Here is a 22,521-nt window from a genome sequence, read left to right as displayed (position 1 = left end):
TCAGTGCGCTTTCGGCGTGTACTTCGGACCGTTCACGCCGTAGCCGGCCTTGGCCATGGCCCAGCCCACCACGAGTCCGATGACGACGAGGACCGCGGAGGCCCAGACGAGCCAGACGACTTCGAAGAAGAATGCGGTCGTGCCGATCGCGACGGCGACCAGCATGATCACGACAGCGGTCCAGGCGGCGGGCGAGTGTCCGTGGCCGGGATCGCCGATGGGGTTGCTCATGGATGTCCTCCGGAAGTGCGTGGGCCTGGTCAGTCTAGCGTTTCACGCGGTCGGGTCGTCGCCGCGTGACAGGTCGTCCCAGGAGTCGATCGCGTCGTGGGGGCGCGAGCCCGCCGGGCCGGAGGGCTGAGCGCTCGGGGCCTCCGAGCGGTAGCGCCGGTCGCCGCCGCGCCAATGCCGCGCCGTGGCGAGGGTGAACACGCCCGCGGCGATCAGCACCACCCACACCGCTGCCGTGACCGCCGGCCACGGGGTCGCGCTGATCGACAGGACGAGCTCCGACACCGCGGCAGGGCCGGTGATGCCGGTCGCCGCCGTGACGGCGCCCGCCACGGCATCGACGGGGTGCTCCAGCGCCACACGCGCGGTGAGGATCAGCAGCGTCACGCCGATCACGAGCGACAGCGCGCCGAAGGCGTAGCGCAGCGCGAGGCCGACGATGCTCAGCGCGCCCCCGAGCGCGAGCGCGGCGAGGCTCAGCGGTGCCAGCAGCGCGACCGCGTCGGCACCCGGGACGGCGAGCGGCTCGGCGGCGCCGTCGGCGAGGAAGACCTCCAGCCAGACCTGGGTCGAGGAGATGACACCGAGCGCACCGGAGGCGACGACGGCCACGACGGACAGGAGGCGGGCACGGCGGATCACCTGTCCAGGGTAGTCGGCGACCGGCGCCGTCGGGATCGGACGCGGTCAGCGCGCCAGCAGGCAGCAGGCGGCGCCGCCGGGTGCTGTGACGACGCGCCGGCCCGTGGCATCCACCCAGTGGCCCCAGTAGTCGGAGCCGCCGCTGCGCACGGTGTAGCCGCCGAAGGTCATCCCCTCGACGGAGACCGGCGCACCGGCGCGTCGGATGGTCAGGTGCACGTGGTCGAAGGTCGCTCCCCCGCCGCACGGCAGCGTCCGCCCGACATCGCCGAGGTAGGTGCCGGCGGCCACGGTCGTGCCGACCAGCTGCGTCTGCTCGTTGACGAGGTGGTAGTAGGTGGACTGCCAGCCGCCGGCGTGACTGATGCCGAGGTAGGATCCGGCGCCGCATTGGACGCGGTAGACGGTGCCGGGCGCGATCGCGAGCACCCGCGTGGACCCCCCTGCTCGCGGTCCGAAGTCGAGCGAGCCGCGTGCGCCCTGTCCGGTGCCGAACGACGAGTGCGGCGCGCCGGCGGCCCAGCTCTGCCCGGTGGCGTACGGGAGGCGCCAGACCGGCGAGCCGGGGCTCGTCATCGTCGACCACAGGACGGCGCCGGCGGAGGTGCGCAGCAGGGCGTCTCCGGCGTCGGCCATCGTCAGCGAGGTCGCGGCGGTTCCCGAGGTGCTCGTCTGCCAGATGATCCGGCCGTCCACGCTGTAGAGCACGGCGTTGCCGTCGCCGCGGACGCGGAGGGCGCGCGGCGATGCGTCCGCCGACCACGATCGCCACCGCAGCGTCGTTCCGCGGTGCACGCTGATCTCGCCGTCGATGCCGACGCAGAGGCGATGGGATGCATCGGGCGAGGTCAGGCAGGAGCCTGCGCGCACCTCGGTCGATGACGTGATGACTCCGCCGGTCGCCGCGGTGAGAGAGGTTCCGACGACCGTGAGCCGGTCGGAGACGGTGGCCGAGACCGCGCCGGCGCCGCCGAGCACGAGGATGCGGCCGGGGGCGAGACGGATGATCTCGCGCGCCGTCGCGACGGGCACGGAGCCCGGTGTGGTCAGCAGCAGCGGTCCGTCCGCCGCCGCCGCGGCACCGGAGAGCGCATCGGGGAAGTCGGCTCCGCTCGCCACCGACACGGTCGGCGCGCCGTCGGGGAACGTGGCCGCGGCGATGGCGGCGGCGGTCGCGTACCGATCGGCGCCGGCCAGCCGCTGGACGGGCGCCCCGGTGGCGGCCGCGGCGGCATCGGCGACCGCCGCGCTCACCGCGCCGGTGCCGCCGGCGATGACGACGCGTGCGGGGCGCAGCCGGACGAGCTCGGCCCGCACCGCCGCCGGCAGCGCCGTGCGCCCCGTGAGCAGGATCGGGCCGCCCTGTCGTCCGGCGGCGGGCGCCGCCGCCAGCGCATCGGCGTAGGTCGTCCCGTCGACGAGGTAGGCGACGGGGGCGCCGGCGGCGAAGGTCGCGGCGCTGACGGCGGCGGAGGTCGCGTAGCGGTCGGCGCCGGCGATGCGGGTGACCGCGCCCGCGGTGTACGCGGCCAGCGCGTTCATCACCCCCGCCGAGATGACGCCCTCTCCGCCGAGCACGATGATGCGGCCGGGGCGGAGCCGGGTGAGCTCGCCCGCGGTCGCGGCCGGCAGCGACGCAGCGAGGGTGAGCAGCACCGGCGCCGAGCGTGCCCGAGCCGCTGCCGACCCCGACAGCGCGTCGGGGAAGTCGAGTCCCGCGGCGATGTAGGCCGTCGCGACTCCCGGCGAGAAGGTCGAGGCGCTGATGGCCGCCGACGTCTCGAAGCGGTCGTCGCCGGCGAGCCGCTGCACGGAGGCGACGGCGGCTGCCGCGGGCGCGGCGGGGGCGGCGAACAGGGCCGCGACGGTGAGGGCGGCCAGGACCAGCGCGCCTGAGCGCTGCCGGCCCCGCCCCCGCATCGCCCTATGCTCCGGGGACGTCGATGCCCGGGTCGGCGGCGGAGGGATCGGCACGCAGGTCGGCGACCAGCGGGGTGAGATCGTCGGCGTCGAAGCACGTGCGGGTTCCGGTGTGACAGGCCGGTCCGACCTGCTCGACCGAGATCAGCACGGCATCGCCGTCGCAGTCCAGCCGGGCGCCCCTCACGAGTTGGATATTGCCCGATGTGTCGCCCTTGCGCCAGTACTCCTGCCGCGAGCGGGACCAGAAGGTCACGCGCCCCTCGGTCAGCGTGCGGCGCAGGGCCTCGGCATCCATCCAGCCCAGCATCAGCACCTCGCGGGTGTCCCACTGCTGGATGACGGCGGCGACGAGCCCGTTCTCGGTGAAGGCGACGCGCGCGATGCGATCGTCGACCGGCGTGCTCACGATCCGACCTCCCGTACGGCCACTCCCCCGGCCTTCATGGCCGATTTCACGTCGCCCACCGTCAGTTGCCCGGAGTGGAAGACGGATGCGGCGAGCACCGCGTCGGCGCCCGCGGCGATCGCCGGGGCGAAGTCCTCGGCCCTGCCCGCCCCGCCGGAGGCGATGACGGGGACGCTGGAGAGCTCCCGCATGAGCGAGACGAGCTCGAGGTCGAAGCCCTGTTTGGTGCCGTCGGCATCGATGGAGTTCACCAGCAGCTCGCCGGCGCCGCGCTCGATGGCCTCCCGCGCCCACTCGAGGGCGTCGAGCGAGGTCTCCGTGCGGCCCCCGTGGGTGGTGACCACGAAGCCCGATGCCGTGGCAGAGGAGCGCTTCACATCCAGGGAGAGCACGAGCACCTGCGCGCCGAAGCGGTCGGCGATCTCGTCGAGCAGGTCGGGGCGGGCGATGGCGGCGGAGTTCACGCCGATCTTGTCGGCGCCCACCCCGAGCAGGCGCGCGACGTCGTCGGCGGAGCGCACGCCGCCGCCCACGGTGAGCGGGATGAAGACCTCCTCGGCGGTGCGCTGCACCACCTCGTAGGTCGTCGCCCGGTCATCCACCGTCGCCGTCACATCGAGGAACGTGAGCTCGTCGGCGCCCTGGCGAAAGTACTCGCGGGCAAGCTCGACCGGATCGCCCATGTCGCGCAGGTTCTCGAAGTTGACGCCCTTGACGACCCGGCCGGCCGCCACGTCCAGGCACGGGATCACACGGCAGACGAGGCTCATCACAGCCTCGCGTTGTGGATCGCGGTGACGAGGATGGCCCGCGCGCCGATCGCGTACAGCGCGTCCATCACCTTGTTGACGCTCGAGCGGGCCACCATGACCCGCACGGCCACCCACTCGGGGTCGCGCAGCGGCGAGATCGTGGGCGACTCGACGCCGCCGGCGATGGCCACCGCCTCGTCGACCAGCGCTGCGGGCAGGTCGTAGTCGACCATGACGTAGCGGCGGGCGACCATCACGCCGCGCAGGCGTCGCAGGAGCGTGTCCGTGCCCGCGGCATCGGACGGCCCCGTGATCAGCACGGCCTCCGACTGCAGGATCGGCGGCCCGAAGACCTCGAGCCCCGCCTGGCGGAGAGTGGTGCCCGTCTCGACGACGTCGGCGACCGCGTCGGCCACTCCCAGGCGCACCGCCGACTCGACCGCGCCGTCCAGCGGCACGAGGTCGACGGCGACGCCGTGCTCGTCGAGGAAGGCGTCGACCAGGCCCGGGTACGACGTGGCGATGCGCACGCCCTCCAGATCGCCGATCTCGGCGAAGCGGCCCGGCGGCGCGGCGAAGCGGAACGTCGACCGGCCGAAGCCGAGCGCCTCGATCTCGCGGGCGCCGGGCATCCGCGCGTCGCGGAGCAGATCGCGCCCGGTGATGCCGACATCGAGCGCGCCGGACCCGACGTAGGTGGCGATGTCCTTGGGGCGCAGGTAGAAGAACTCGACCTCGTTGTCGGCGTCGACGACGTGGAGGTCCTTGGGGTCGCGGCGGCCGGTGTATCCGGCCTCGCGCAGCATGTCGGTGGCGGTCTCGGCGAGCGAGCCCTTGTTCGGCACGGCGATGCGGAGCATGAATGGCTTTCTGAAGTCGCGGGAACGGGGGCGGAGCGGCTCAGAGATGTCGGTAGACGTCCTGGAGCGACAGGCCCTTCGCGAGCATGAGCACCTGCAGGTGGTAGAGCAGCTGGGAGATCTCCTCGGCGGCCGCCTCGTCCGACTCGTACTCGGCCGCCATCCAGACCTCGGCGGCTTCCTCCACGATCTTCTTGCCGATGGCGTGGACGCCCGCATCCAGCTGCGCGACGGTGCCCGAGCCCTCCGGGCGCTCGGTCGCCTTGGCGGCCAGTTCAGCGAACAGCGTGTCGAACGTCTTCACCCTGACAGGGTAGCGAACGGCCGCCCGCGCTCGGCGCCGCATGACGCGCCGCGTCGACGACGGGGGTGCTCAGTGGACGTGTGCGTGGGATGCCGCGGCCCGCAGCCCCGCGATCGCCGACGCCGGATCGCCGGCGCCGAAGACGGCGCTGCCGGCGACGAAGGTGTCCGCGCCCGCTTCGGCGGCCTGCGCGATCGTGGACTCGCCGATGCCGCCGTCGACCTGCAGCCAGACCTGCGAGCCGCGCCGGCGCGCCTCGTCGGCGAGCCGCCGGAGCTTGGGCATCGTCTCGGGCATGAACGACTGCCCGCCGAAGCCCGGCTCGACGGTCATCACGAGGATCTGATCGAAGTCCTCGAGCAGATCGAACAGCCCTTCCACGGCGGTGGCGGGCTTCACGGCGACTCCGGCCCGCGCGCCGATCGCGCGCAGGCGCCGCGCCAGCGCCACCGGCTCGGTGGCCGCCTCGAGGTGGAACGTGACCGACGCGGCCCCGAGTTCCGCGTAGCCGGGCGCCCAGCGATCCGGGTCGGCGATCATGAGGTGCACATCCAGCGGAACGGGGCTCGTCGCCTGGATGCGCTCGACCATCTGGGGTCCGAAGGTGAGGTTCGGCACGAAATGGTTGTCCATCACGTCCACGTGCACGAAGTCCGCGGCGGCGATGCGCGCGAGCTCGGCCTGCATATTGACGAAGTCTGCGGCGAGGATGCTCGGATTGATGCGGATGCCGTCGCTGCGGCCGGTCTGGTCGGGGGTGGGCACGCGTCCATTATGGTCGAGCCGTGGATCCGATCACCGCGCTGCTGGACGGCGTGCTCGAGGAGAGCCGTTCCCTGCGCCACGGCGCGACCGCCGACTACATCCCCGAGCTCGCCGACGCCGACCCGGAGCCCCTTGCGCTGGCGGTGGTCGGACCGCGCGGGCGCGTGCGCGGGGTGGGCGATGACCGGGTCGAGTTCACGATCCAGTCCATCTCGAAGCCGTTCGTCCTGGCTCTGGCCCTCCAGGAGCGAGGTCGCGACGCGGTGCTGGCGACCGTCGGCGTCGAGCCCAGCGGCGAGCCCTTCAACGCGATCAGCCTGGAGGAGGGCACCGGCCGGCCCGCCAACCCGATGGTGAACGCCGGCGCGATCGCCACCACGTCGCTCGTTCCCGGCGCGGGAATCGAGGAGCGCACGACCCGCATCGTCGAGACGCTCTCCGCGTTCGCGGGCCGCTCGCTGTGGGTCGACGAGGCCGTCTACGCCTCGGAGTCGGCCACCGGCGACCGCAATCGCGCTCTCGCCCATCTGTTGCGCTCGTACGGCGTGATCGAAGGCGCGGTCGACACCGCGGTCGAGACCTACTTCCGTCAGTGCGCGCTGCTGGTGACCGTGCGCGACCTCGCAGTGATGGGGGCGACTCTTGCCTTCGGCGGTGTGAACCCGGCCACCGGGGATCGTGTCATCGAGGAGCACGTGGCGCGGGACGTGCTCTCGATCATGGCCGGCTGCGGCATGTACGACTTCTCCGGCGAGTGGCTGCTGCGGGTGGGTCTTCCCGCCAAGAGCGGCGTCAGCGGCGGCCTGCTCGCCGTCGCTCCCTCCCAGTTCGGCGTGGCGGCGTTCAGCCCCCGCCTCGACGAGCACGGCAACAGCGTGCGCGCGGGCGCGGCCGTGGCATCCATCGCCGATCGGTTCGGGATGCACCTGCTCGAGCCGCACGACAGCATCGCGGTGCCCGCGATCACCGTGCGCTCGCGCGGCGCCGAACGCATCGTGCAGCTGAGCGGCGAGCTGGGCTTCGCCGGTACCGAGCGGGTCGCCGCCGTGCTGAAGGAGCTCGCCGGCGCCGTCGCTCCCGGGACGCGGGTGACCGTGGACGCGCGCGAGCTCGCCCGCACGCACCCCGCCGCCATGGTCGCGCTGCGCGACGAGTTCGCGGTGATGCCGGCCGGGTTCCGACTTCGCGAGTGAGCGTCAGACGCGCCGCAGCAGCGAGATCGACATGGCGTCGGTGTTGTGACGATGCGGCCACAGCTGGGCCCGCCCGGAGCCGTCCGACTGCTCGGGAAGGTCCGGGTCGGCCTCGGCGACGCGGGCGACCACCTCGCGCGCGGAGATCTCCTCGACTCCGGGACCCCATGCGCGCATCACCTCGGCGACGACCCCCGCGGTCTCCGCGAGGTGCGGAGAACAGGTCACGTATGCGACGATGCCGCCGGGCTTGAGCGCGCCGAGGGCGGCGGTCAGCAGCTCCATCTGCAGCTGCGTGAGCGCGGGCACGTCGCTGGGGACCTTGCGCCAGCGGGCTTCCGGGCGCCGGCGCAGCGCTCCGAGGCCCGTGCACGGCGCATCGACGAGGATGCGATCGTAGGTCTCGGGAGCCTGAGCCGCGCGCGTGCGGCCGTCTTGCTCTGACACGACGACCTCCAGCGGCACGCCGGCGATGGCCTGCCGCACCAGTCCGGCCCGCGCCGGGGAGATCTCGTTCGCCTCGAGGTGCGCGCCGTGTGCGAGCGCCTCCGCCGCGAGCACCGCCGTTTTGCCGCCGGGGCCGGCGCACAGGTCGAGCCAGCGCTCGCCCGGGGCGACGGGGACCGCGCGGGTCAGTGCGAGCGCGGCCAGCTGCGATCCTTCGTCCTGCACCCGGATGCGCCCCTCGGAGCCGCGGACCATCCCTTCGGGGTCACCGCCGGCGGTGCGGAAGCCCAACGGCGAGTAGGGCGTGCGGCGGGCGTTCTCCGGCGCCTCGGCGAGTCCGGGCAGGGCGGCCATCGTCACCCGCGGGGAGGCGTTGTCGGCGCGCAGCAGCGCCTCGAGCTCGTCGGCGCGCCCCTCGGCGGCCAGCGCGCGCCGCAACGCACGCACGATCCACACCGGGTGGGATAACGAGAGCCCGATCCGCTCGTCGTCGGAACGTGCGCTGTCGGCGACGCGGGTCATCCAATCCCCCGGCGTGTCCCGTGAGACGCGGCGCAGCACGGCGTTGACGAATCCCGCCGCGCCGCGTCCGGAGGCCGAACGCGCCAGCTCGACGGACTCGTTCACCGCTGCGTGCGACGCCACGCGGGTCGAGAGGAGCTGATGCACACCGAGTCGCAGCGCGTCGAGCACCGCGGGATCGATCTCCGCGGCCGCGCGGTCGGCGGCGAGCTCGACGACGGCGTCGTAGGTCCCCTGACGCCGCAGCGTCCCGTAGGTGAGCTCGGTCGCCAGGGCGGCATCGGCCTGATCGAGGCCCGCGCGCTGGATCGCCTTCGGCAGGAGGAGGTTGGCGTACGCGTCGGACTCGTGGACGGCGCGGAGGGTGTCGAACGCGACGCGTCGCGAGGCGCGTGCACCGCTCATCGGCCCACCACCGGAGCCTCTGCGCGAAGCCCTCGCCACCAGTCTGCGGCGTTCATGACGCCCTTCCCCGCCGGCTGCACGCGCTCGAGCACCAGAGGAGCATCGGCCGCCTGCACGATCACCTGGCGTGCGTGGAGCGACAGGGCACCGGGGGAACCGTTCGGCGCGTCCGGGCTCGCGGCACGCGCGCTCGCGATCTTGAGACGCTCGCCGTCGTACGTCGTATGGGCGCCCGGCTCCGGGGTGACCCCGCGCAGCCGCGCGAGGATCTCCGCACGCGGTCGCGTCCAGTCGAGCAGTCCGTCGGCGAGCGAGAGCTTCGGAGCGTACGTCGGCTCGCCGACCTGGGGCACGGCGCGGGCCGTGCCGTCGGCGATGCCGTCGACGACCTCGGCGAGCAGGTCGGCGCCCTCCTCGGCGAGGATCGCGAGCAGGTCGCCGGCCGTCGCCGTCTCGGCGGGCGTGATCCTCCGCTCGGCGTACACGTCTCCCGCGTCGAGCTCGGCCACCAGCTGGAAGACGCTCGCCCCCGTCTCGGCCTCGCCCGCGATCAGGGCGTGCTGCACCGGCGCCGCGCCGCGCCAGCGCGGCAGCAGCGAGAAGTGCAGGTTGATCCAGCCGTGCCGCGGCGCCGACAGCAGCGGCTCGCGCACGAGGCCGCCGTAGGCGACGATGACGCCGAGATCGGGCGCGAGGGCGGTGATCTGCTCGGTCGCGGCGGCGTCGAGACGGTCGGTGCGGATCGTCGGGAGCCCCAGCTCCTCGGCGGCCTGCGCCGTCGGCGACGGCGTGAGCACGCGCTTGCGTCCGAGCGGTGCGTCCCGCCGGGTGACCACCGCCGTGATCTCGTGGCGCGACGAGGCCAGGCGCCGCAGAGAGGGGACTGCAGGCTCGGGGGTGCCGGCGAAGACGAGGCGCATCGGGTTCCTCACAGATCCAGGTCGGGCACGTCGACCCGAACTTTGAGTGTATTGCGCACGCCGCCCTCGCGCCCTTTCGGGCGCTTGCGCGACGAGACGGCCTGGGCGACGACGGAGGCCCGCAGGGAGGCGGCCACCCGCGCGCCGGCGGCGTAATCGAACCGCACCAGGGCGCGGACCCTATCGTCCTTGGTCGGCACGGGGCCGAGGACTCCGCCGGTGTCGAGGTCCGCGACCCCGGCTCGTACCGCGGCGAGTGCGGCATCCACGGCGGCGCGCGTGCCCTCGACCGCGGCGACGCGCACGGTGGGGGGCATGCGCAGCGGGGCGCGGTCGGCGAGTTCGGCCCGGGCGTAGGAGGGCTGCGTCCACGTGGCCAGTGCTCGCGCGACGCCGCCGGTCACGCCGACCAGGTGCACGGGCGCCCCGGGCGAGGCCAGGGCGGCGGCGTTCGACCACCACCGCAGGCACGACTCGCCGATGCGCAGGTCGTCGGCCTGCAGCATGCGATCCCCGTCGAGGAGGATCACGGCGGCATAGCCGCCGGATGCCACCGGCTCGGCCCCACGGGTGGCGACCACCAGCGCGGGACGCGCGTCGACCTCGCGCACCGGGTGCTCTCCGTCGGCCAGGATGACGCGCACCCCGGGGAATGCGCGACCCAGCTCGTCGGCGGTGCGCTCGCTGCCCGACGACGCCATGCGCACGCGGGGGGAGCCGCAGTCTCCGCACGACCATCCGTGGGCGGTGCGACCGCACCAGCTGCACGCGGGTGCGGCGCCTGGCCGGGCGGCGTGAAGGGGGCCTGCGCAGTGGGCGCAGCGGGCGGGCCGGCGGCACTGCGCGCACACGAGCACCGGCGCGTAGCCCGGCCGCGCCACCTGCACGAGCACGGGCCCGTGGCCGAGCGCCTCCCGGGCTGCGGCGAACGCCGCCGACGGCACGCGCTGGCCGCGCCCCTCCCCTTCGCGCGTGGCGCTGAGCACGACGCGCGGACTGCTTCGCCGGGCGGCGGCCACCTCGCGCAGCCACCCGATCTCCACCAGCCTCTGCACGTCGGTGGTGCGGGTGTGGCCGGCCAGGAGCAGGGCGCCGCCATCGAGCTCCTGCCGCAGCAGCGCCGCATCGCGCGCGTGCACGCCGGGGCTGAGGGGTTCGGCGAGCAGCGGGTCGCCGTCATCCCAGATGGCGACCAGGCCCAGCACGGAGACGGGGGCGTACACCGCCGAGCGGTTGCCGATCACGATGCACGGTGCGTCGGCGAGCATGCGCAGGAAGGCCGCATAGCGGCTCGGCCCGGATTGCTTCGCGTCGTCGCGCACGACCGCGTCGGCCGGCGCCATGCCGGCCAGTGCCGCATCGAGCTGCGCCAGGTCCCGATGGTCGGGCACGACGAGGATCGCGCTGCGGCCGGCCTCGAGGGTGCGCACCGCGGCGGCGGCCAGGAGCAGCGCCCACGATCCGACGGTCGAGCCGTCGGCACGGAGCGCGGGCGCGGGCGGGGCGTCGACAGCGATGCGGTCGCCGCCGACGATCGCCTGCTCCAGACCCGGGAATCGCGCCAGCTCGTCGCGCGCAGCCGCCGCGCACGTCGCGTCCACGCGCGGACGCTCCGGCGCAGAGGCCGCCAGATGCGCCTTCTCGGCGCGCACCATGCGCTTGGGGATGGCCAGGCGCAGGATGTCGCTCGCCGAGCCGGCGGCGCGATCGGCCGCGCGGCGGGCGAGCCGGTACAGCCCGGAGGTGAGCACGGACACGGGCGAGACGACGCTCTCCAGTTCGGACAGCGGTCGCTCCCCGGGAGTGTGGGGCGCGATCTCCACGATCCACGCGTCGACGACGCGGCCCGCGGTGCGCAGCGGCACGCGCACGCGGACGCCGGGAGCCGCCTCGTCGCCGAGCCCGGCCGGGATGAGGTAATCGAAGAGCCGGTCCAGCTGGGGCAGCGGGGAGTCGATGAGCACGCGCGCGACGCGCCGTGCCTCCACGTCAGAGTCCGGCGGCCGCGCGCAGGTCGTCGGCGCGGTCGGTGCGCTCCCACGTGAAGTCGGGGAGCTCGCGCCCGAAGTGGCCGTAGGCGGCCGTCTGCGCGTAGATCGGGCGCAGCAGGTCGAGGTCGTCGATGATCGCCTGCGGCCGCAGGTCGAACACGTCGAGGATCGCCCGCGTGATCGCCTCGTCGGAGACGTGGCCCGTTCCGAACGTCTCGACGTACAGGCCGACGGGGCGGGCGCGGCCGATCGCGTACGCGACCTGCACCTCCAGGCGGTCGGCGAGTCCGGCGGCGACGGCGTTCTTGGCGACCCAGCGCATGGCGTAGGCGGCCGAGCGGTCGACCTTCGAGGGGTCTTTGCCGCTGAAGGCGCCCCCTCCGTGACGGGAGGCTCCCCCGTAGGTGTCGATGATGATCTTGCGGCCGGTGAGCCCGGCGTCGCCCTTGGGGCCGCCGATGACGAAGTCGCCCGCCGGGTTGATGATCGCATCGACGTGCCCGATGTCGAGGCCGGTCTGCTCGAGCACGGGATCGATGACCTCGGCGCGCACGGCGGCGCGCAGCGCCGGAAGGGTGATGCCGGGGTTGTGCTGCGTCGACAGCACGACGGTCTCCACGGTGCGCGGCGTCGTGCCGTCGTAGCCGATCGTGACCTGGGTCTTGCCATCGGGGCGCAGGAAGGGCAGGTGCCCGGTGCGGCGGGCCTCGGTGAGGCGCTCGGCGATGCGGTGCGCCGTGTGGATCGCGACCGGCATGAGCTGCGGGGTCTCGTTCGTGGCGTATCCGAACATGATGCCCTGGTCGCCCGCGCCGAGCGCGTCGATCGGGTCGGTCGAACCGCCCTCGCGATGTTCGATCGCGGTGTCGACGCCGCTGGCGATGTCACTGGACTGCTCGCCGATGGACACGCTGACCCCGCACGAGTCGCCGTCGAAGCCGGTGTCGCTGGAGGTGTAGCCGATCTGGTTCACGACACGGCGGACGGTGCCGGGGATGTCGACGTAGCCCTCGGTGCGCACCTCCCCCGCCACGTGGACCAGGCCCGTGGTCACGAGGGTCTCGACGGCGACGCGGCTGCCCGGGTCGACGGCCAGCAGCGCGTCGAGGATGCTGTCGGAGATCTGGTCGCAGATCTTGTCGGGGTGACCCTCGGTGACGGACTCGGAGGTGAACAGGCGCAGGGCGGTCATCGCGGCTCCCGGGGAGTGACGATCGGGTGGGGTCGGGCACCAGTATGCCCGGTACGTGCGACACCGCCGGTGCCGATGACGAAGGACGTCACGGCACCGGCGGTGCGGGAGATCACTCGGCGTGGCGGAGGCGCAGCTTGTCCTCGTGGATCTCGTGGAGCGCGATGGTGAGGGGCTTGTCCTCGACGTTCGAGTCGACCAGCGGGCCGACGTTGTCGAAGAGGTTCCCCTCGTGCAGGTCGGAGTAGTAGTCGTTGATCTGACGCGCCCGCTTGGATGCGTAGATGACGAGCTGGTACTTGGAGTCGACCTTCTCGAGAAGCTTGTCGATGGGGGGCTCGATGATGCCCTGGTTCGTTCCGGCCATGGTGACCTCCTGGATCGGATGACGGATGCGAAGACGGTGGGATGCCTCGCACGGCGTCGAGGCATCCCACCATTCTACGTGAGAGCGCCGGGGTCAGCGCGCAACGCTCGCGACCTCCGCCGCGGCGCGTGCCACATCGTCGTTGACGACGCGGAAATCGAACTCCTGCTGGGCCGCCAGCTCGCCCTTGGCCGTGCGCAGGCGCCGGGCGCGCTCCTCGTCGCCCTCGGTGCCGCGCCCGACGAGGCGGCTCACCAGCTCGTCCCAGCTGGGCGGCAGCAGGAACACGAGCGTGGCGGACGGATCGGCCTCGCGCACCTGGCGCGCGCCCTGGAGGTCGATCTCCAGCAGGGCCGTGCGTCCTTCGGCGAGCACCCGCTCGATGGGGCCGCGCGGCGTGCCGTAGCGGTGCCGGTTGTGCACGGTCGCATGCTCGAGCAGCTCGCCCGCCGCGATCAGACGGTCGAACTCGGCGTCGTCGACGAAGAAGTAGTGCTCGCCGTCGACCTCGCCCGGGCGCGGTGCGCGCGTCGTCGCCGACACGGACAGGTGGATCTCGGGATGGTGCGCCTTGATGTGCGCCGCGACCGTGCCCTTTCCCACCGCGGTGGGGCCGGCGAGCACGACCAGACGGCTGCGCCCCTCGCGCGGGGCGGGCTCGGGCCAGCGCGCATCGAGGTACCCCTGCAGCGCGACACGCTGACGCACGCCGAGACCGCCCAGCCGCTTCACGGGCGAGATGCCGAGGTCGGCGAGGATGCGATCGCGCTTGCCCTCTCCGATCGCGGGGATGCTGGTGAGGAACTCCGTGACCCGCATGGCGCCGGCCGCAGAATCCGGCGCGGCCAGCGCGCGGCGCAGCAGCTCCTGCGGAGAGATGACGCGCATCGCGACATCCTTCTTCAGCGACGCCCTCTCGCGGCGCGCGGCCACGGCCCGGCGGGACGCTGCGGCGCGGTCGACCTCCGGCGGGGTACGCGAATCAGCCATGGACGGCCTCCTGGTAGAGCCCGGCGCGCTCCACGATGCGGGCCGCGATGCCGTCGGGTCCGGCCGAGAGGATGCTGCGGCTCTCCGAGGCGACGACCTGCGCCGCGACGGCGCCGAACAGCGCGCCGAGGTCGGCGGGCTCCGCACCCTGCGTGCCGAACCCCGGGGCCAGTATGGGAGCGCGCTGGAGCAGCTCGTCGGTCAGGCCGAACTCCGCCCGATCGATCGTCGCGCCGATCACGAGGCCGACGGGGCCGAGCCCGCCCTCGAACGCGGCCGAGCCGTTCACCCACGCGATGTCGCGGGCCACGCGCGCAGCCACCGTCTGGTCGTCCTCGGACGCCACATCGACGGTGCGGGCCGTCTGCACGGGGGCCGCCTCCGGGTTGCTCGTTGCCGACAGCACGAACACGCCCTTGCCCCCGCGCACGGCGAACGCGAGCGTCTCGCGCAGCGAATCCGGCCCGAGATAGGGCGTCACCGTCACGGCGTCGGCCTCCAGCGGCGATCCGGCTGCGAGCCACGCGGCCGCGTAGCCGTCCATCGTCGAGCCGATGTCGCCCCGCTTCGCGTCGGCGATCACGATGAGCCCCGCCGCCCGGGCGGCCGACATCACGTCTTCGAGCGCGGCGAACCCGGCCGAGCCGAAGCGCTCGAAGAACGCGACCTGCGGCTTGACGACCCCCACGTGATCCGCGGCGGCCTCGACCACGCGCAGGCCGAACTCGCGGGCGCCGGCGGCGCCGGCATCCAGCCCCCACTGCGCGAGGAGGTGCTCATGCGGATCGATACCCACGCACAGCGGACCGTGCGCCGCGAGGGCGGCGCCGAGACGCTGTCCGAACGAGCTCACGCGCGCACCGCCCGGTCGGCCGCGTACTCCTGCAGGCTTCTGACCTCGAAGCCCTGGCGCAGCACCGGCATCGCGCTGACGGCGGCTCCGAGGACGGCCATCGTGGTGAACAGCGCCTTGTCGCCGGCGACGGCGGCGGCGCGGATCTCGTACCCGTCCGCGCGCGCGGCACCGCCCGAAGGCGTGTTCACGACGATGTCGATCTCGCCGGCGTTGATGAGGTCGACGATGTTCGTCGCGCCGGAGGCCTGGGTCTCGGAGTACTTGCCCACCACGCGCACGGCGATGCCGTTGCGCGCGAGGATCTCGGCGGTGCCCTCGGTCGCCACCAGGTCGAAGCCGAGCTCCTGCAGGCGGTGGGCGGGCAGGATCACCGCGCGCTTGTCGGCGTCGGCCACGGAGATGAACACGGTGCCGGTCTGCGGCATGCCGCCGTACGCGGCATCCTGCGACTTCGCGAACGCCGTCGGGAAGTCGCGGTCGATGCCCATGACCTCACCGGTCGAGCGCATCTCGGGGCCGAGCACCGAGTCGACGGTCTGGCCGTCGGCGGTGCGGAAGCGCTTGAAGGGAAGCACGGCCTCCTTGACGGCGACCGGGGCGTCGAGCGGAACGCGCGACCCGTCCTGCGCGGGCAGGAGGCCCTCGGCCTTCAGCTCGTCGATCGTCGCGCCCGCCATGATGCGCGACGCGGCCTTGGCCAGCGGAATGCCGAGAGCCTTCGACACGAACGGCACGGTGCGGCTCGCGCGCGGGTTCGCCTCGATGACGTAGAGCACGCCCGCCGAGATCGCGAACTGCACGTTGAGCAGGCCGCGCACGCCGACGCCCTCCGCGATCGCGCGGGTGGCTTCGCGCACCCGGTCGACATCGCTGCGGCCGAGGCTCATGGGCGGCAGCGTGCACGACGAGTCGCCCGAGTGGATGCCGGCCTCCTCGAGGTGCTCCATGACACCGCCGATGTACAGCTCCTGGCCGTCGTAGAGCGCGTCGACGTCGAGCTCGATGGCGTCGTCGAGGAAGCGGTCCACGAGGAGCGGCAGGCCCGGGCCGATGATCGCCTCGCCGGCGACCCGCACGAAGTAGTCGCGCAGCGCCTCGGTCGAGTACACGATCTCCATGCCGCGGCCGCCGAGCACGAAGCTCGGGCGCACGAGCACGGGATAGCCGATCTCCTCGGCGACCGCCACCGCGCCCTCCACGTCGATCGCCGTGCCGTTGCGCGGTGCGACGAGGCCGGCCTCGTCGAGGAGGCGGGAGAACAGCTCGCGCTCCTCGGCCAGATCGATCGCGGCGGGCTTGGTGCCGAGGATGTTGTACCCGGCCTCCTCGATGCCCTTGGCCAGGCCCAGCGGAGTCTGGCCGCCGAGCTGGCAGATGACGCCCAGGATGGTGCCCGACTGCGACTCGGCGTGGAGCACCTCGAGCACGTCCTCGAGCGTGAGCGGCTCGAAGTACAGCCGGTCGGACGTGTCGTAGTCGGTGGACACGGTCTCCGGGTTGCAGTTGACCATGACGGTCTCATAGCCGGCGTCCGAGAGCGCGAACGAGGCGTGCACGCACGAGTAGTCGAACTCCACGCCCTGCCCGATGCGGTTGGGCCCGGAGCCGATGATGACCACCTTGGTGCGCTCCGACGGGGTGACCTCGGTCTCGTGGTCGTAGCTGGAGTAGTGGTACGGGGTCAGGGCCGGGAACTCCCCCGCGCACGTGTCCACCGTCTTGTACACCGGGCGCACGTCCAGGCCGTGCCGCACGCCGCGCACCTGGGCCTCGGTGTCGCCGCGCAGCTGCGCGATCTGCGCGTCGGAGAAGCCGTGCTCCTTCGCGATGCGCAGGGTCGCGGCATCCAGCTCACCGGCCTGCCGGACGAACTCGGCGACCTCGTTGATCAGCGCGATCTGGTCGAGGAACCAGGGGTCGATCTTGGTGGCCTCGAAGGCCTGCTCGATCGTCGCGCCCTTGCGCATCGCCTGCTGCAGCACCACGATGCGGCCGTCGGTGGGCGTCTGCGCGATCTCGAGCAGCTCCTCCATCGAGCGCGGCTCCTCGCCCCAGTGGAAGCTGGAGCCCCGCTTCTCCAGCGACCGGAGCGCCTTCTGCAGCGCGGTGGCGTAGTTGCGGCCGATGGCCATCGCCTCGCCCACCGACTTCATGGTCGTGGTGAGGGTGGTGTCGGCGGCGGGGAACTTCTCGAAGTTGAAGCGCGGGACCTTCACCACGATGTAGTCGAGCGTGGGCTCGAAGCTGGCCGGGGTGGCCCGCGTGATGTCGTTGGGCACCTCGTCCAGGCGGTAGCCGATCGCGAGCTTGGCGGCGAGCTTGGCGATCGGGAAGCCCGTCGCCTTCGAGGCGAGCGCCGACGAGCGCGACACGCGCGGGTTCATCTCGATGACGATGATGCGCCCGTTCTCGGGGTTCACCGCGAACTGGATGTTGCAGCCGCCGGTGTCCACGCCCACGGCGCGGATGATGTCGATGCCGATGTCGCGCAGCTTCTGGTACTCGCGGTCGGTCAGCGTGAGCGCCGGGGCGACGGTGATCGAGTCGCCGGTGTGCACGCCGACCGGGTCGACGTTCTCGATCGAGCAGACGACCACCGTGTTGTCGGCCGTGTCGCGCATGAGCTCGAGCTCGTACTCCTTCCAGCCGAGGATCGACTCCTCCAGGAGCACCTCGGTGGTCGGCGAGTCGCGCAGGCCCGCGCCGCCGATGCGCCGCAGATCCTCCTCGTCGTAGGCGAAGCCCGAGCCGAGCCCGCCCATCGTGAACGACGGACGCACCACGAGCGGGTAGCCGAGCTTCTCGGCGCCGGCGAGCAGATCATCCATGGTGTGGCAGATGACGGATGCCGCGACATCGGCGCCCGCGTCGAGGACGAGCTGCTTGAAGATCTGGCGGTCCTCGCCCTTCTGGATGGCGTCGACCTTCGCGCCGATCAGCTCGACGCCGTACTTGTCGAGGATGCCCTGCTCGTGCAGCGCCATGGCGGCGTTGAGCGCGGTCTGGCCGCCGAGGGTCGGGAGGATCGCGTCGGGCTTCTCCTTGGCGATGATCGTCTCGATCACGGCGGGCGTGATCGGCTCGATGTAGGTCGCGTCGGCGAAGTCGGGATCGGTCATGATCGTCGCCGGGTTGGAGTTGACGAGGATGACGCGCACGCCCTCCTCGCGCAGCACGCGGCAGGCCTGGGTGCCCGAGTAGTCGAACTCGCACGCCTGGCCGATGACGATGGGTCCCGAGCCGATGACGAGGACGCTCTTGATGTCGTCGCGCTTAGGCATTCTTCTTCTCCAGGGTGGCGACGACGAGGTCGCGGAAGCGATCGAACAGGTAGTTGGCGTCGTGCGGGCCGGCCGCGGCCTCGGGGTGGTACTGCACCGAGAACGCGGGGATGTCGAGGGCGCGCAGCCCTTCCACCACGTTGTCGTTGAGCCCGACGTGGCTGACCTCGACCTTGCCGTACCCGTGCGGGCTGTCGAAGGTTCCCTCCAGCGGGGCGTCGACGGCGAAGCCGTGGTTGTGCGCGGTGATCTCGACGCGGCCGGTGGCTTTGTCGAGCACCGGCTGGTTGATGCCGCGGTGGCCGAAGGGCAGCTTGTAGGTGCCCAGGCCCAGGGCGCGGCCCAGGAGCTGGTTGCCGAAGCAGATGCCGAAGAATGGGAGGCCGTCGTCGAGGACGCCGCGCAGCAGGTCGACGTGGTCGTCGGAGGCCGCGGGGTCGCCGGGGCCGTTGGAGTAGAACACCGCGACCGGATCGATCGCGCGGATCTCATCGATGGTGACCGCCTGCGGCAGCACGTGCACGTCGAATCCCCGCGCGGCGAGGTTGTCGACGGTGGCCTGCTTGACGCCGAGGTCGAGCACCGCGAGAGCGCCGACGCGCTCGCCCGTCGCGGGGGTGACCTCCGCGACGGCGACCGACACCTCGGCCGACAGGTTGCGGCCCGCCATCGGCGGGGCCTCGCGCACGATGCGCAGCTGCTCGTCGGGGTCGAGGGCGGCGGCCTCGCCAGAGAAGATCCCTCCGCGCATGCTGCCCTCGGAGCGGATGCGGCGGGTCACCGCGCGCGTGTCGATCCCGCTGATGCCGACGACCCCGTCGCTGACGAGCGCCTCGTCGAGCGACTCGTCGGCGCGCCAGTTCGAGACCACGCGGGAGGGGTCGCGGACGATGTATCCGGACACCCAGATGCGGCGCGATTCGGGATCCTCGTCGTTCATGCCGGTGTTGCCGATGTGCGGCGCCGTCTGCAGCACGATCTGGCCCGCGTACGAGGGGTCGGTGAGGGTCTCCTGGTAGCCGGTCATGCCGGTCGCGAAGACGACCTCGCCCAGCGTCGTGCCGCGCGCACCGTAGGCGCGGCCGACGTGGCGGGTGCCGTCCTCGAGCACGAGCACGGCGGGCTCGGTGGTGAAGAGGGTCATGCGTCCATTCCCGTCGGGGTGGTGGTGGGGAGCGTGTCGGCGATCGCGTCCGCGAGGGCGCGCGCCGAGGCATCCTGGGGTCGGAAGTAGGTGTCGACGACCGTGTCGGCGTCGGTGCGCCAGGTGAGGCGGGTCAAGCCGCCAGGCTCCACGACGCGGTCGATGGCCACCGTGGACTGACCGACCGCGAGGATCCGCGAGGTCGGCAGCACGAAGCGCGCCTGCCCGGTGAGGTCGACCGCGACGCCGGCGTCGGTGACAGTGAGCGTCGCGCGCGAGCGCATGCCCAGCCCGGGCGCGGCGATCCGCTCGAGGGGCAGCTCGTAGGCGGTCGTGGCGACGTAGAGGGCCTCGAAGACGGCGACCACGCGCGCATCTTCCGGAAGCTCCCCCGCCTGCACGAGCGGCTGGGCGTCGCGGCGGGACCGCCGCGACCACGCCCAGACCAGCAGTGCGAGAAGGCCGACCGCGACGAGCACGATGATCACGAGGGCGCCCTCACGGGTCATGCGCGCACCCCCGGTGCCTCGAGCACCGCGCCGTCGGCGACGGTCACCGTGCCCTGATGGAGCGTCCAGCGCACCTCGCCGGGCAGGTCCCTGCCGAGGTACGGCGAGTTCATGCTGCGGCCGCGGAGGTCGTCGGCGGTGAACGGGCGCGCGGGCGCCGGGTCGTAGAAGGCGAGCGATGCCGGCTGGCCGACCGTCACGGGGGTTCCGTGTCCGCTCAGGCGACCGATGCGGGCGGGTTCGCGCGACATGACCCGCGCGACATCGCCCCACGTGAGCAGGCCGGTCTCGACCATCGCCTGATGCACGACCCGCAGTGCGCTCTCCAGCCCCACCATTCCGTTGGCGGCGGCCTGCCACTCGCAGGCCTTCGCCTCGGCAGGGTGCGGGGCGTGGTCGGTGGCGACGATGTCGATCGTGCCGTCGGCGAGGCCCTCGCGCACGGCGAGGACGTCTTCTTCGCGGCGCAGCGGCGGGTTCACCTTGAAGCGCGCGTCGTAGCCGCGCACGAGTTCGTCGGTGAGGAGGAGGTGATGGGGCGTGACCTCGGCGGTGACGTTCACGCCGCGCTTCTTCGCCCACCGGATGATCTCGACGGAGCCTGCCGTGGAGAGATGGCACACGTGCAGGCGGGAGCCGACGTGCTCGGCCAGTAGGACGTCGCGAGCGATGATCGACTCCTCGGCGACGGCGGGCCAGCCCGCGAGGCCGAGCTCCGCCGAGACGGCGCCCTCGTTCATCTGCGCGCCCTCGGTGAGGCGCGGGTCCTGCGCATGCTGGGCGATGACGCCGTCGAACGCCTTCACGTACTCGAGCGCGCGGCGCATGATCAGCGGGTCCCACACGCAGAAGCCGTCGTCGCTGAACACGCGCACCCGTGCGCGGGAATCGGCCATCGCGCCGAGTTCGGCCAGCCGCTCCCCCTTCTGGCCGACTGTGACGGCCCCGATCGGCTGCACGGTCACGAAGCCGGCCGCCTCGCCGAGGGCGAGCTCCTGCTCGACGACCCCGGCCGTGTCGGCCACTGGCGAGGTGTTGGGCATGGCGAAGACGGCGGAATAGCCGCCCGCGGCCGCGGCGCGCGAGCCGGTGAGGATGGTCTCGGAGGCCTCGTAGCCGGGCTCGCGCAGGTGCGTGTGCAGGTCGACGAGGCCGGGCAGCGCGATGAGGTCGGCGACGTCGACGACGGTGGCGCCGTCACGGCTGAGGCCGCGGCCGATCTCGGCGATCACACCGTCGTGGACGAGGATGTCGGCGGGTTCGACGCCCTCGATTCGTGCTCCGCGGAACAGGAGGGTTTCGCTCACCGTTCGCCCTCCTTCATCTCGTCGCCGGCTCCAGCCAGCAGCAGGTACAGCACCGCCATGCGCACCGAGACGCCGTTCGCGACCTGTTCGAGCACGGTCGAGCGCGGGGAATCGGCGGCTTCGGCGGAGATCTCCAGACCCCGGTTCATCGGACCCGGGTGCATGACAATGCTAGTCGAGCCGAGCGCCGAAAGCCGTCGTGCGTCCAGGCCCCAGCGGCGGGAATACTCCCGTTCAGTCGGGAAATACGCCGCGTTCATGCGCTCGAGCTGGATGCGCAGCATCATGAGGGCGTCGGGTGCGTCGGCGATCGCCTCGTCGAGGTCGTAGCGCACGGTGGCCGGCCAGGCCGAGACATCCTGCGGCACCAGCGTGGGCGGCGCCACCAGGGTGACCTCCGCCCCGAGCGTGCGCAGCAGCCACACGTTCGAGCGCGCGACGCGCGAGTGCAGGATGTCGCCGACGATGGCGACCTTCATTCCCGTCAGGTCGCGGCCGCGGCTGTCGGCGCCGAACCGGCGCTTGCGCATCGTGAAGGCGTCGAGCAGCGCCTGGGTGGGGTGTTCGTGCGTGCCGTCGCCGGCGTTGACCACGCCGGCGGTGATCCAGCCGCTCGTGGCGAGCGTGCGGGGTGCGCCGGAGGCGCCGTGGCGGATCACGACAGCGTCGGCGCCCATCGCCTGGAGGGTTTGTGCGGTGTCCTGGAGCGATTCGCCCTTGGAGACGCTGGACCCCTTGGCCGAGAAGTTGATGACGTCGGCGGACAGGCGCTTGGCGGCCGCCTCGAAGGAGATGCGGGTGCGCGTGGAGTCCTCGAAGAAGAGGTTGACCACCGTCTTGCCGCGCAGGGTCGGGAGCTTCTTCACCTCGCGCTGCTGGGTGTCGGCCATGTCCTCGGCGACGTCGAGGATGCGGATGGCGTCTTCGCGCGCGAGCGATCGCGTGTCGAGCAGGTGCCTCATGACTCGATCGTCACCTCCTCCGCGCCGTCGATCTCCGACAGGCGCACGTTCACCCGCTCATCGCGGGCGCTCGGCAGGTTCTTGCCCACGAAGTCGGGGCGGATCGGCAGCTCGCGGTGGCCGCGGTCGATCAGGGTGGCCAGCCGAACCGCGCGCGGGCGGCCGATGTCCTGGAGCGCATCGAGCGCGGCGCGGATGCTGCGGCCCGAGAACAGCACGTCGTCCACGAGCACGACCACCTTGCCGTCGATGCCGCCTCCGGGGATCTCGGTGGGCTGCGGCGCCCGCGTCGGGTTGCGGTGCAGATCGTCGCGGTACATCGTGACATCGAGCGCGCCGACCGGCACCGCTGCGCCGCCGAATTCGGCCACGAGGCCGGCGATGCGGGCGGCGAGGGTCACCCCGCGCGTCGGGATGCCCAGCAGCACCAGGTCATCGGGTCCCCTGTTGGACTCGAGGATCTCGTGGGAGATCCGAGTCAGGGCCCGGGCGATGTCGGCCTCATGCAGCACGGTGCGCGTGCTCATCCGCCGCTCCCTTCTCCGCCTCACA

At 72.6% G+C, this 22,521-nt stretch carries 22 protein-coding genes; 1 reads left to right on the top strand and 21 read right to left on the bottom strand.

All coding sequences use genetic code 11. The features are described 5' to 3' along the window. The 8 genes from HQM25_RS09175 to rpe all read right to left on the bottom strand — a co-directional run bounded on the left by HQM25_RS09175 (position 1) and on the right by rpe (position 5,883). Positions 1-231 carry a DUF6704 family protein gene (locus tag HQM25_RS09175; RefSeq protein ID WP_172989955.1) on the bottom strand — a complete coding sequence of 77 codons (231 nt, stop codon included), beginning with the start codon at positions 229-231 and terminating at the stop codon, positions 1-3. A gap of 42 nt (positions 232-273) precedes the next feature. Next, entirely contained in the window at positions 274-873 is a 600-nt protein-coding gene (locus HQM25_RS09170; RefSeq protein WP_172989954.1) for a Trp biosynthesis-associated membrane protein, read from the bottom strand. A 45-nt stretch (positions 874-918) separates the two neighbouring features. Further along, positions 919-2,793: a cell wall-binding repeat-containing protein gene (locus HQM25_RS09165; protein ID WP_172989953.1), complete on the bottom strand. Its 1,875-nt coding sequence runs from the start codon at positions 2,791-2,793 to the stop codon at positions 919-921. Positions 2,794-2,797: 4 nt separating this feature from the next. Then, positions 2,798-3,202 (bottom strand): phosphoribosyl-AMP cyclohydrolase, encoded by a 405-nt coding sequence (gene hisI, locus HQM25_RS09160; RefSeq protein WP_172989952.1) that lies wholly within the window; start codon positions 3,200-3,202, stop codon positions 2,798-2,800. Then, positions 3,199-3,972 carry an imidazole glycerol phosphate synthase subunit HisF gene (gene hisF, locus HQM25_RS09155; RefSeq protein ID WP_172989951.1) on the bottom strand — a complete coding sequence of 258 codons (774 nt, stop codon included), beginning with the start codon at positions 3,970-3,972 and terminating at the stop codon, positions 3,199-3,201. The genes hisI and hisF overlap by 4 nt, the downstream gene beginning before the upstream one ends. After that, the gene (hisG, locus tag HQM25_RS09150) at positions 3,972-4,814 is read right to left on the bottom strand and encodes an ATP phosphoribosyltransferase (RefSeq protein ID WP_172989950.1); all 843 of its coding nucleotides are present in this window, start codon (positions 4,812-4,814) and stop codon (positions 3,972-3,974) included. The genes hisF and hisG overlap by 1 nt, the downstream gene beginning before the upstream one ends. A gap of 40 nt (positions 4,815-4,854) precedes the next feature. After that, positions 4,855-5,118, bottom strand: a complete 264-nt coding sequence (locus HQM25_RS09145) for a phosphoribosyl-ATP diphosphatase (RefSeq protein WP_172989949.1) — start codon at positions 5,116-5,118, stop codon at positions 4,855-4,857. A 69-nt stretch (positions 5,119-5,187) separates the two neighbouring features. Beyond that, positions 5,188-5,883 carry a ribulose-phosphate 3-epimerase gene (gene rpe / locus HQM25_RS09140; RefSeq protein ID WP_172989948.1) on the bottom strand — a complete coding sequence of 232 codons (696 nt, stop codon included), beginning with the start codon at positions 5,881-5,883 and terminating at the stop codon, positions 5,188-5,190. Positions 5,884-5,903: 20 nt separating this feature from the next. Between rpe and glsA the strand changes: the two genes are divergently transcribed. Continuing rightward, a complete protein-coding gene (gene glsA / locus HQM25_RS09135; RefSeq protein WP_172989947.1) occupies positions 5,904-7,076 on the top strand; it encodes a glutaminase A in 1,173 nt (390 codons plus the stop codon). A gap of 3 nt (positions 7,077-7,079) precedes the next feature. Here the strand turns inward: glsA and HQM25_RS09130 are convergent, their stop codons facing one another. From HQM25_RS09130 to pyrR, 13 genes are all read right to left on the bottom strand, one after another. Beyond that, on the bottom strand, positions 7,080-8,450 hold the full coding sequence (locus HQM25_RS09130; RefSeq protein WP_172989946.1) for an RsmB/NOP family class I SAM-dependent RNA methyltransferase: 1,371 nt from the start codon (positions 8,448-8,450) through the stop codon (positions 7,080-7,082). After that, complete coding sequence (gene fmt, locus HQM25_RS09125; protein WP_172989945.1) at positions 8,447-9,370, bottom strand: methionyl-tRNA formyltransferase; 924 nt, start codon at positions 9,368-9,370, stop codon at positions 8,447-8,449. The genes HQM25_RS09130 and fmt overlap by 4 nt, the downstream gene beginning before the upstream one ends. Before the next feature lie 8 nt (positions 9,371-9,378). Next, positions 9,379-11,358, bottom strand: coding sequence for a primosomal protein N' (locus HQM25_RS09120; protein ID WP_172989944.1), 1,980 nt, complete (start codon positions 11,356-11,358; stop codon positions 9,379-9,381). Between the two features lies 1 nt (position 11,359). After that, a complete protein-coding gene (metK, locus tag HQM25_RS09115) occupies positions 11,360-12,553 on the bottom strand; it encodes a methionine adenosyltransferase (protein ID WP_172989943.1) in 1,194 nt (397 codons plus the stop codon). A 112-nt stretch (positions 12,554-12,665) separates the two neighbouring features. Beyond that, positions 12,666-12,920 carry a DNA-directed RNA polymerase subunit omega gene (gene rpoZ / locus HQM25_RS09110; protein ID WP_172989942.1) on the bottom strand — a complete coding sequence of 85 codons (255 nt, stop codon included), beginning with the start codon at positions 12,918-12,920 and terminating at the stop codon, positions 12,666-12,668. A 93-nt stretch (positions 12,921-13,013) separates the two neighbouring features. Next, positions 13,014-13,910, bottom strand: a complete 897-nt coding sequence (gene gmk / locus HQM25_RS09105; protein ID WP_172989941.1) for a guanylate kinase — start codon at positions 13,908-13,910, stop codon at positions 13,014-13,016. After that, positions 13,903-14,763, bottom strand: a complete 861-nt coding sequence (pyrF, locus tag HQM25_RS09100) for an orotidine-5'-phosphate decarboxylase (protein WP_172989940.1) — start codon at positions 14,761-14,763, stop codon at positions 13,903-13,905. The genes gmk and pyrF overlap by 8 nt, the downstream gene beginning before the upstream one ends. Continuing rightward, positions 14,760-18,047 (bottom strand): carbamoyl-phosphate synthase large subunit, encoded by a 3,288-nt coding sequence (gene carB, locus HQM25_RS09095; RefSeq protein WP_172989939.1) that lies wholly within the window; start codon positions 18,045-18,047, stop codon positions 14,760-14,762. The genes pyrF and carB overlap by 4 nt, the downstream gene beginning before the upstream one ends. Further along, a complete protein-coding gene (carA, locus tag HQM25_RS09090; protein WP_172989938.1) occupies positions 18,040-19,191 on the bottom strand; it encodes a glutamine-hydrolyzing carbamoyl-phosphate synthase small subunit in 1,152 nt (383 codons plus the stop codon). Before carA ends, carB begins: the two co-directional genes overlap by 8 nt. Next, positions 19,188-19,700 (bottom strand): PH-like domain-containing protein, encoded by a 513-nt coding sequence (locus tag HQM25_RS09085; RefSeq protein WP_172989937.1) that lies wholly within the window; start codon positions 19,698-19,700, stop codon positions 19,188-19,190. Before HQM25_RS09085 ends, carA begins: the two co-directional genes overlap by 4 nt. Further along, positions 19,697-21,007: a dihydroorotase gene (locus HQM25_RS09080; RefSeq protein ID WP_172989936.1), complete on the bottom strand. Its 1,311-nt coding sequence runs from the start codon at positions 21,005-21,007 to the stop codon at positions 19,697-19,699. Before HQM25_RS09080 ends, HQM25_RS09085 begins: the two co-directional genes overlap by 4 nt. Beyond that, entirely contained in the window at positions 21,004-21,969 is a 966-nt protein-coding gene (locus HQM25_RS09075; RefSeq protein ID WP_172989935.1) for an aspartate carbamoyltransferase catalytic subunit, read from the bottom strand. Before HQM25_RS09075 ends, HQM25_RS09080 begins: the two co-directional genes overlap by 4 nt. After that, entirely contained in the window at positions 21,966-22,496 is a 531-nt protein-coding gene (pyrR, locus tag HQM25_RS09070) for a bifunctional pyr operon transcriptional regulator/uracil phosphoribosyltransferase PyrR (protein ID WP_172989934.1), read from the bottom strand. Before pyrR ends, HQM25_RS09075 begins: the two co-directional genes overlap by 4 nt. Positions 22,497-22,521: the final 25 nt, after the last annotated feature.

It is taken from the genome of Microbacterium hominis, from assembly GCF_013282805.1.
Classification (GTDB): domain Bacteria; phylum Actinomycetota; class Actinomycetes; order Actinomycetales; family Microbacteriaceae; genus Microbacterium; species Microbacterium hominis_B.
This window is presented reverse-complemented; position numbering and strand designations above follow the sequence as displayed.

What these genes read in the sequence shown, in the direction of transcription:
- hisG (WP_172989950.1), bottom strand. Translation starts at nt 4,814, where the DNA reads ATGCTCCGCATCGCCGTGCCGAACAAGGGCTCGCTCGCCGAGACCGCC.
- hisF (WP_172989951.1), bottom strand. Translation starts at nt 3,972, where the DNA reads ATGAGCCTCGTCTGCCGTGTGATCCCGTGCCTGGACGTGGCGGCCGGC.
- rpoZ (WP_172989942.1), bottom strand. Translation starts at nt 12,920, where the DNA reads ATGGCCGGAACGAACCAGGGCATCATCGAGCCCCCCATCGACAAGCTT.
- HQM25_RS09130 (WP_172989946.1), bottom strand. Translation starts at nt 8,450, where the DNA reads ATGAGCGGTGCACGCGCCTCGCGACGCGTCGCGTTCGACACCCTCCGC.
- pyrR (WP_172989934.1), bottom strand. Translation starts at nt 22,496, where the DNA reads ATGAGCACGCGCACCGTGCTGCATGAGGCCGACATCGCCCGGGCCCTG.
- HQM25_RS09165 (WP_172989953.1), bottom strand. Translation starts at nt 2,793, where the DNA reads ATGCGGGGGCGGGGCCGGCAGCGCTCAGGCGCGCTGGTCCTGGCCGCC.
- carB (WP_172989939.1), bottom strand. Translation starts at nt 18,047, where the DNA reads ATGCCTAAGCGCGACGACATCAAGAGCGTCCTCGTCATCGGCTCGGGA.
- carA (WP_172989938.1), bottom strand. Translation starts at nt 19,191, where the DNA reads ATGACCCTCTTCACCACCGAGCCCGCCGTGCTCGTGCTCGAGGACGGC.
- fmt (WP_172989945.1), bottom strand. Translation starts at nt 9,370, where the DNA reads ATGCGCCTCGTCTTCGCCGGCACCCCCGAGCCTGCAGTCCCCTCTCTG.
- gmk (WP_172989941.1), bottom strand. Translation starts at nt 13,910, where the DNA reads ATGGCTGATTCGCGTACCCCGCCGGAGGTCGACCGCGCCGCAGCGTCC.
- HQM25_RS09085 (WP_172989937.1), bottom strand. Translation starts at nt 19,700, where the DNA reads ATGACCCGTGAGGGCGCCCTCGTGATCATCGTGCTCGTCGCGGTCGGC.
- HQM25_RS09075 (WP_172989935.1), bottom strand. Translation starts at nt 21,969, where the DNA reads ATGAGGCACCTGCTCGACACGCGATCGCTCGCGCGCGAAGACGCCATC.
- HQM25_RS09175 (WP_172989955.1), bottom strand. Translation starts at nt 231, where the DNA reads ATGAGCAACCCCATCGGCGATCCCGGCCACGGACACTCGCCCGCCGCC.
- metK (WP_172989943.1), bottom strand. Translation starts at nt 12,553, where the DNA reads ATGACCGCCCTGCGCCTGTTCACCTCCGAGTCCGTCACCGAGGGTCAC.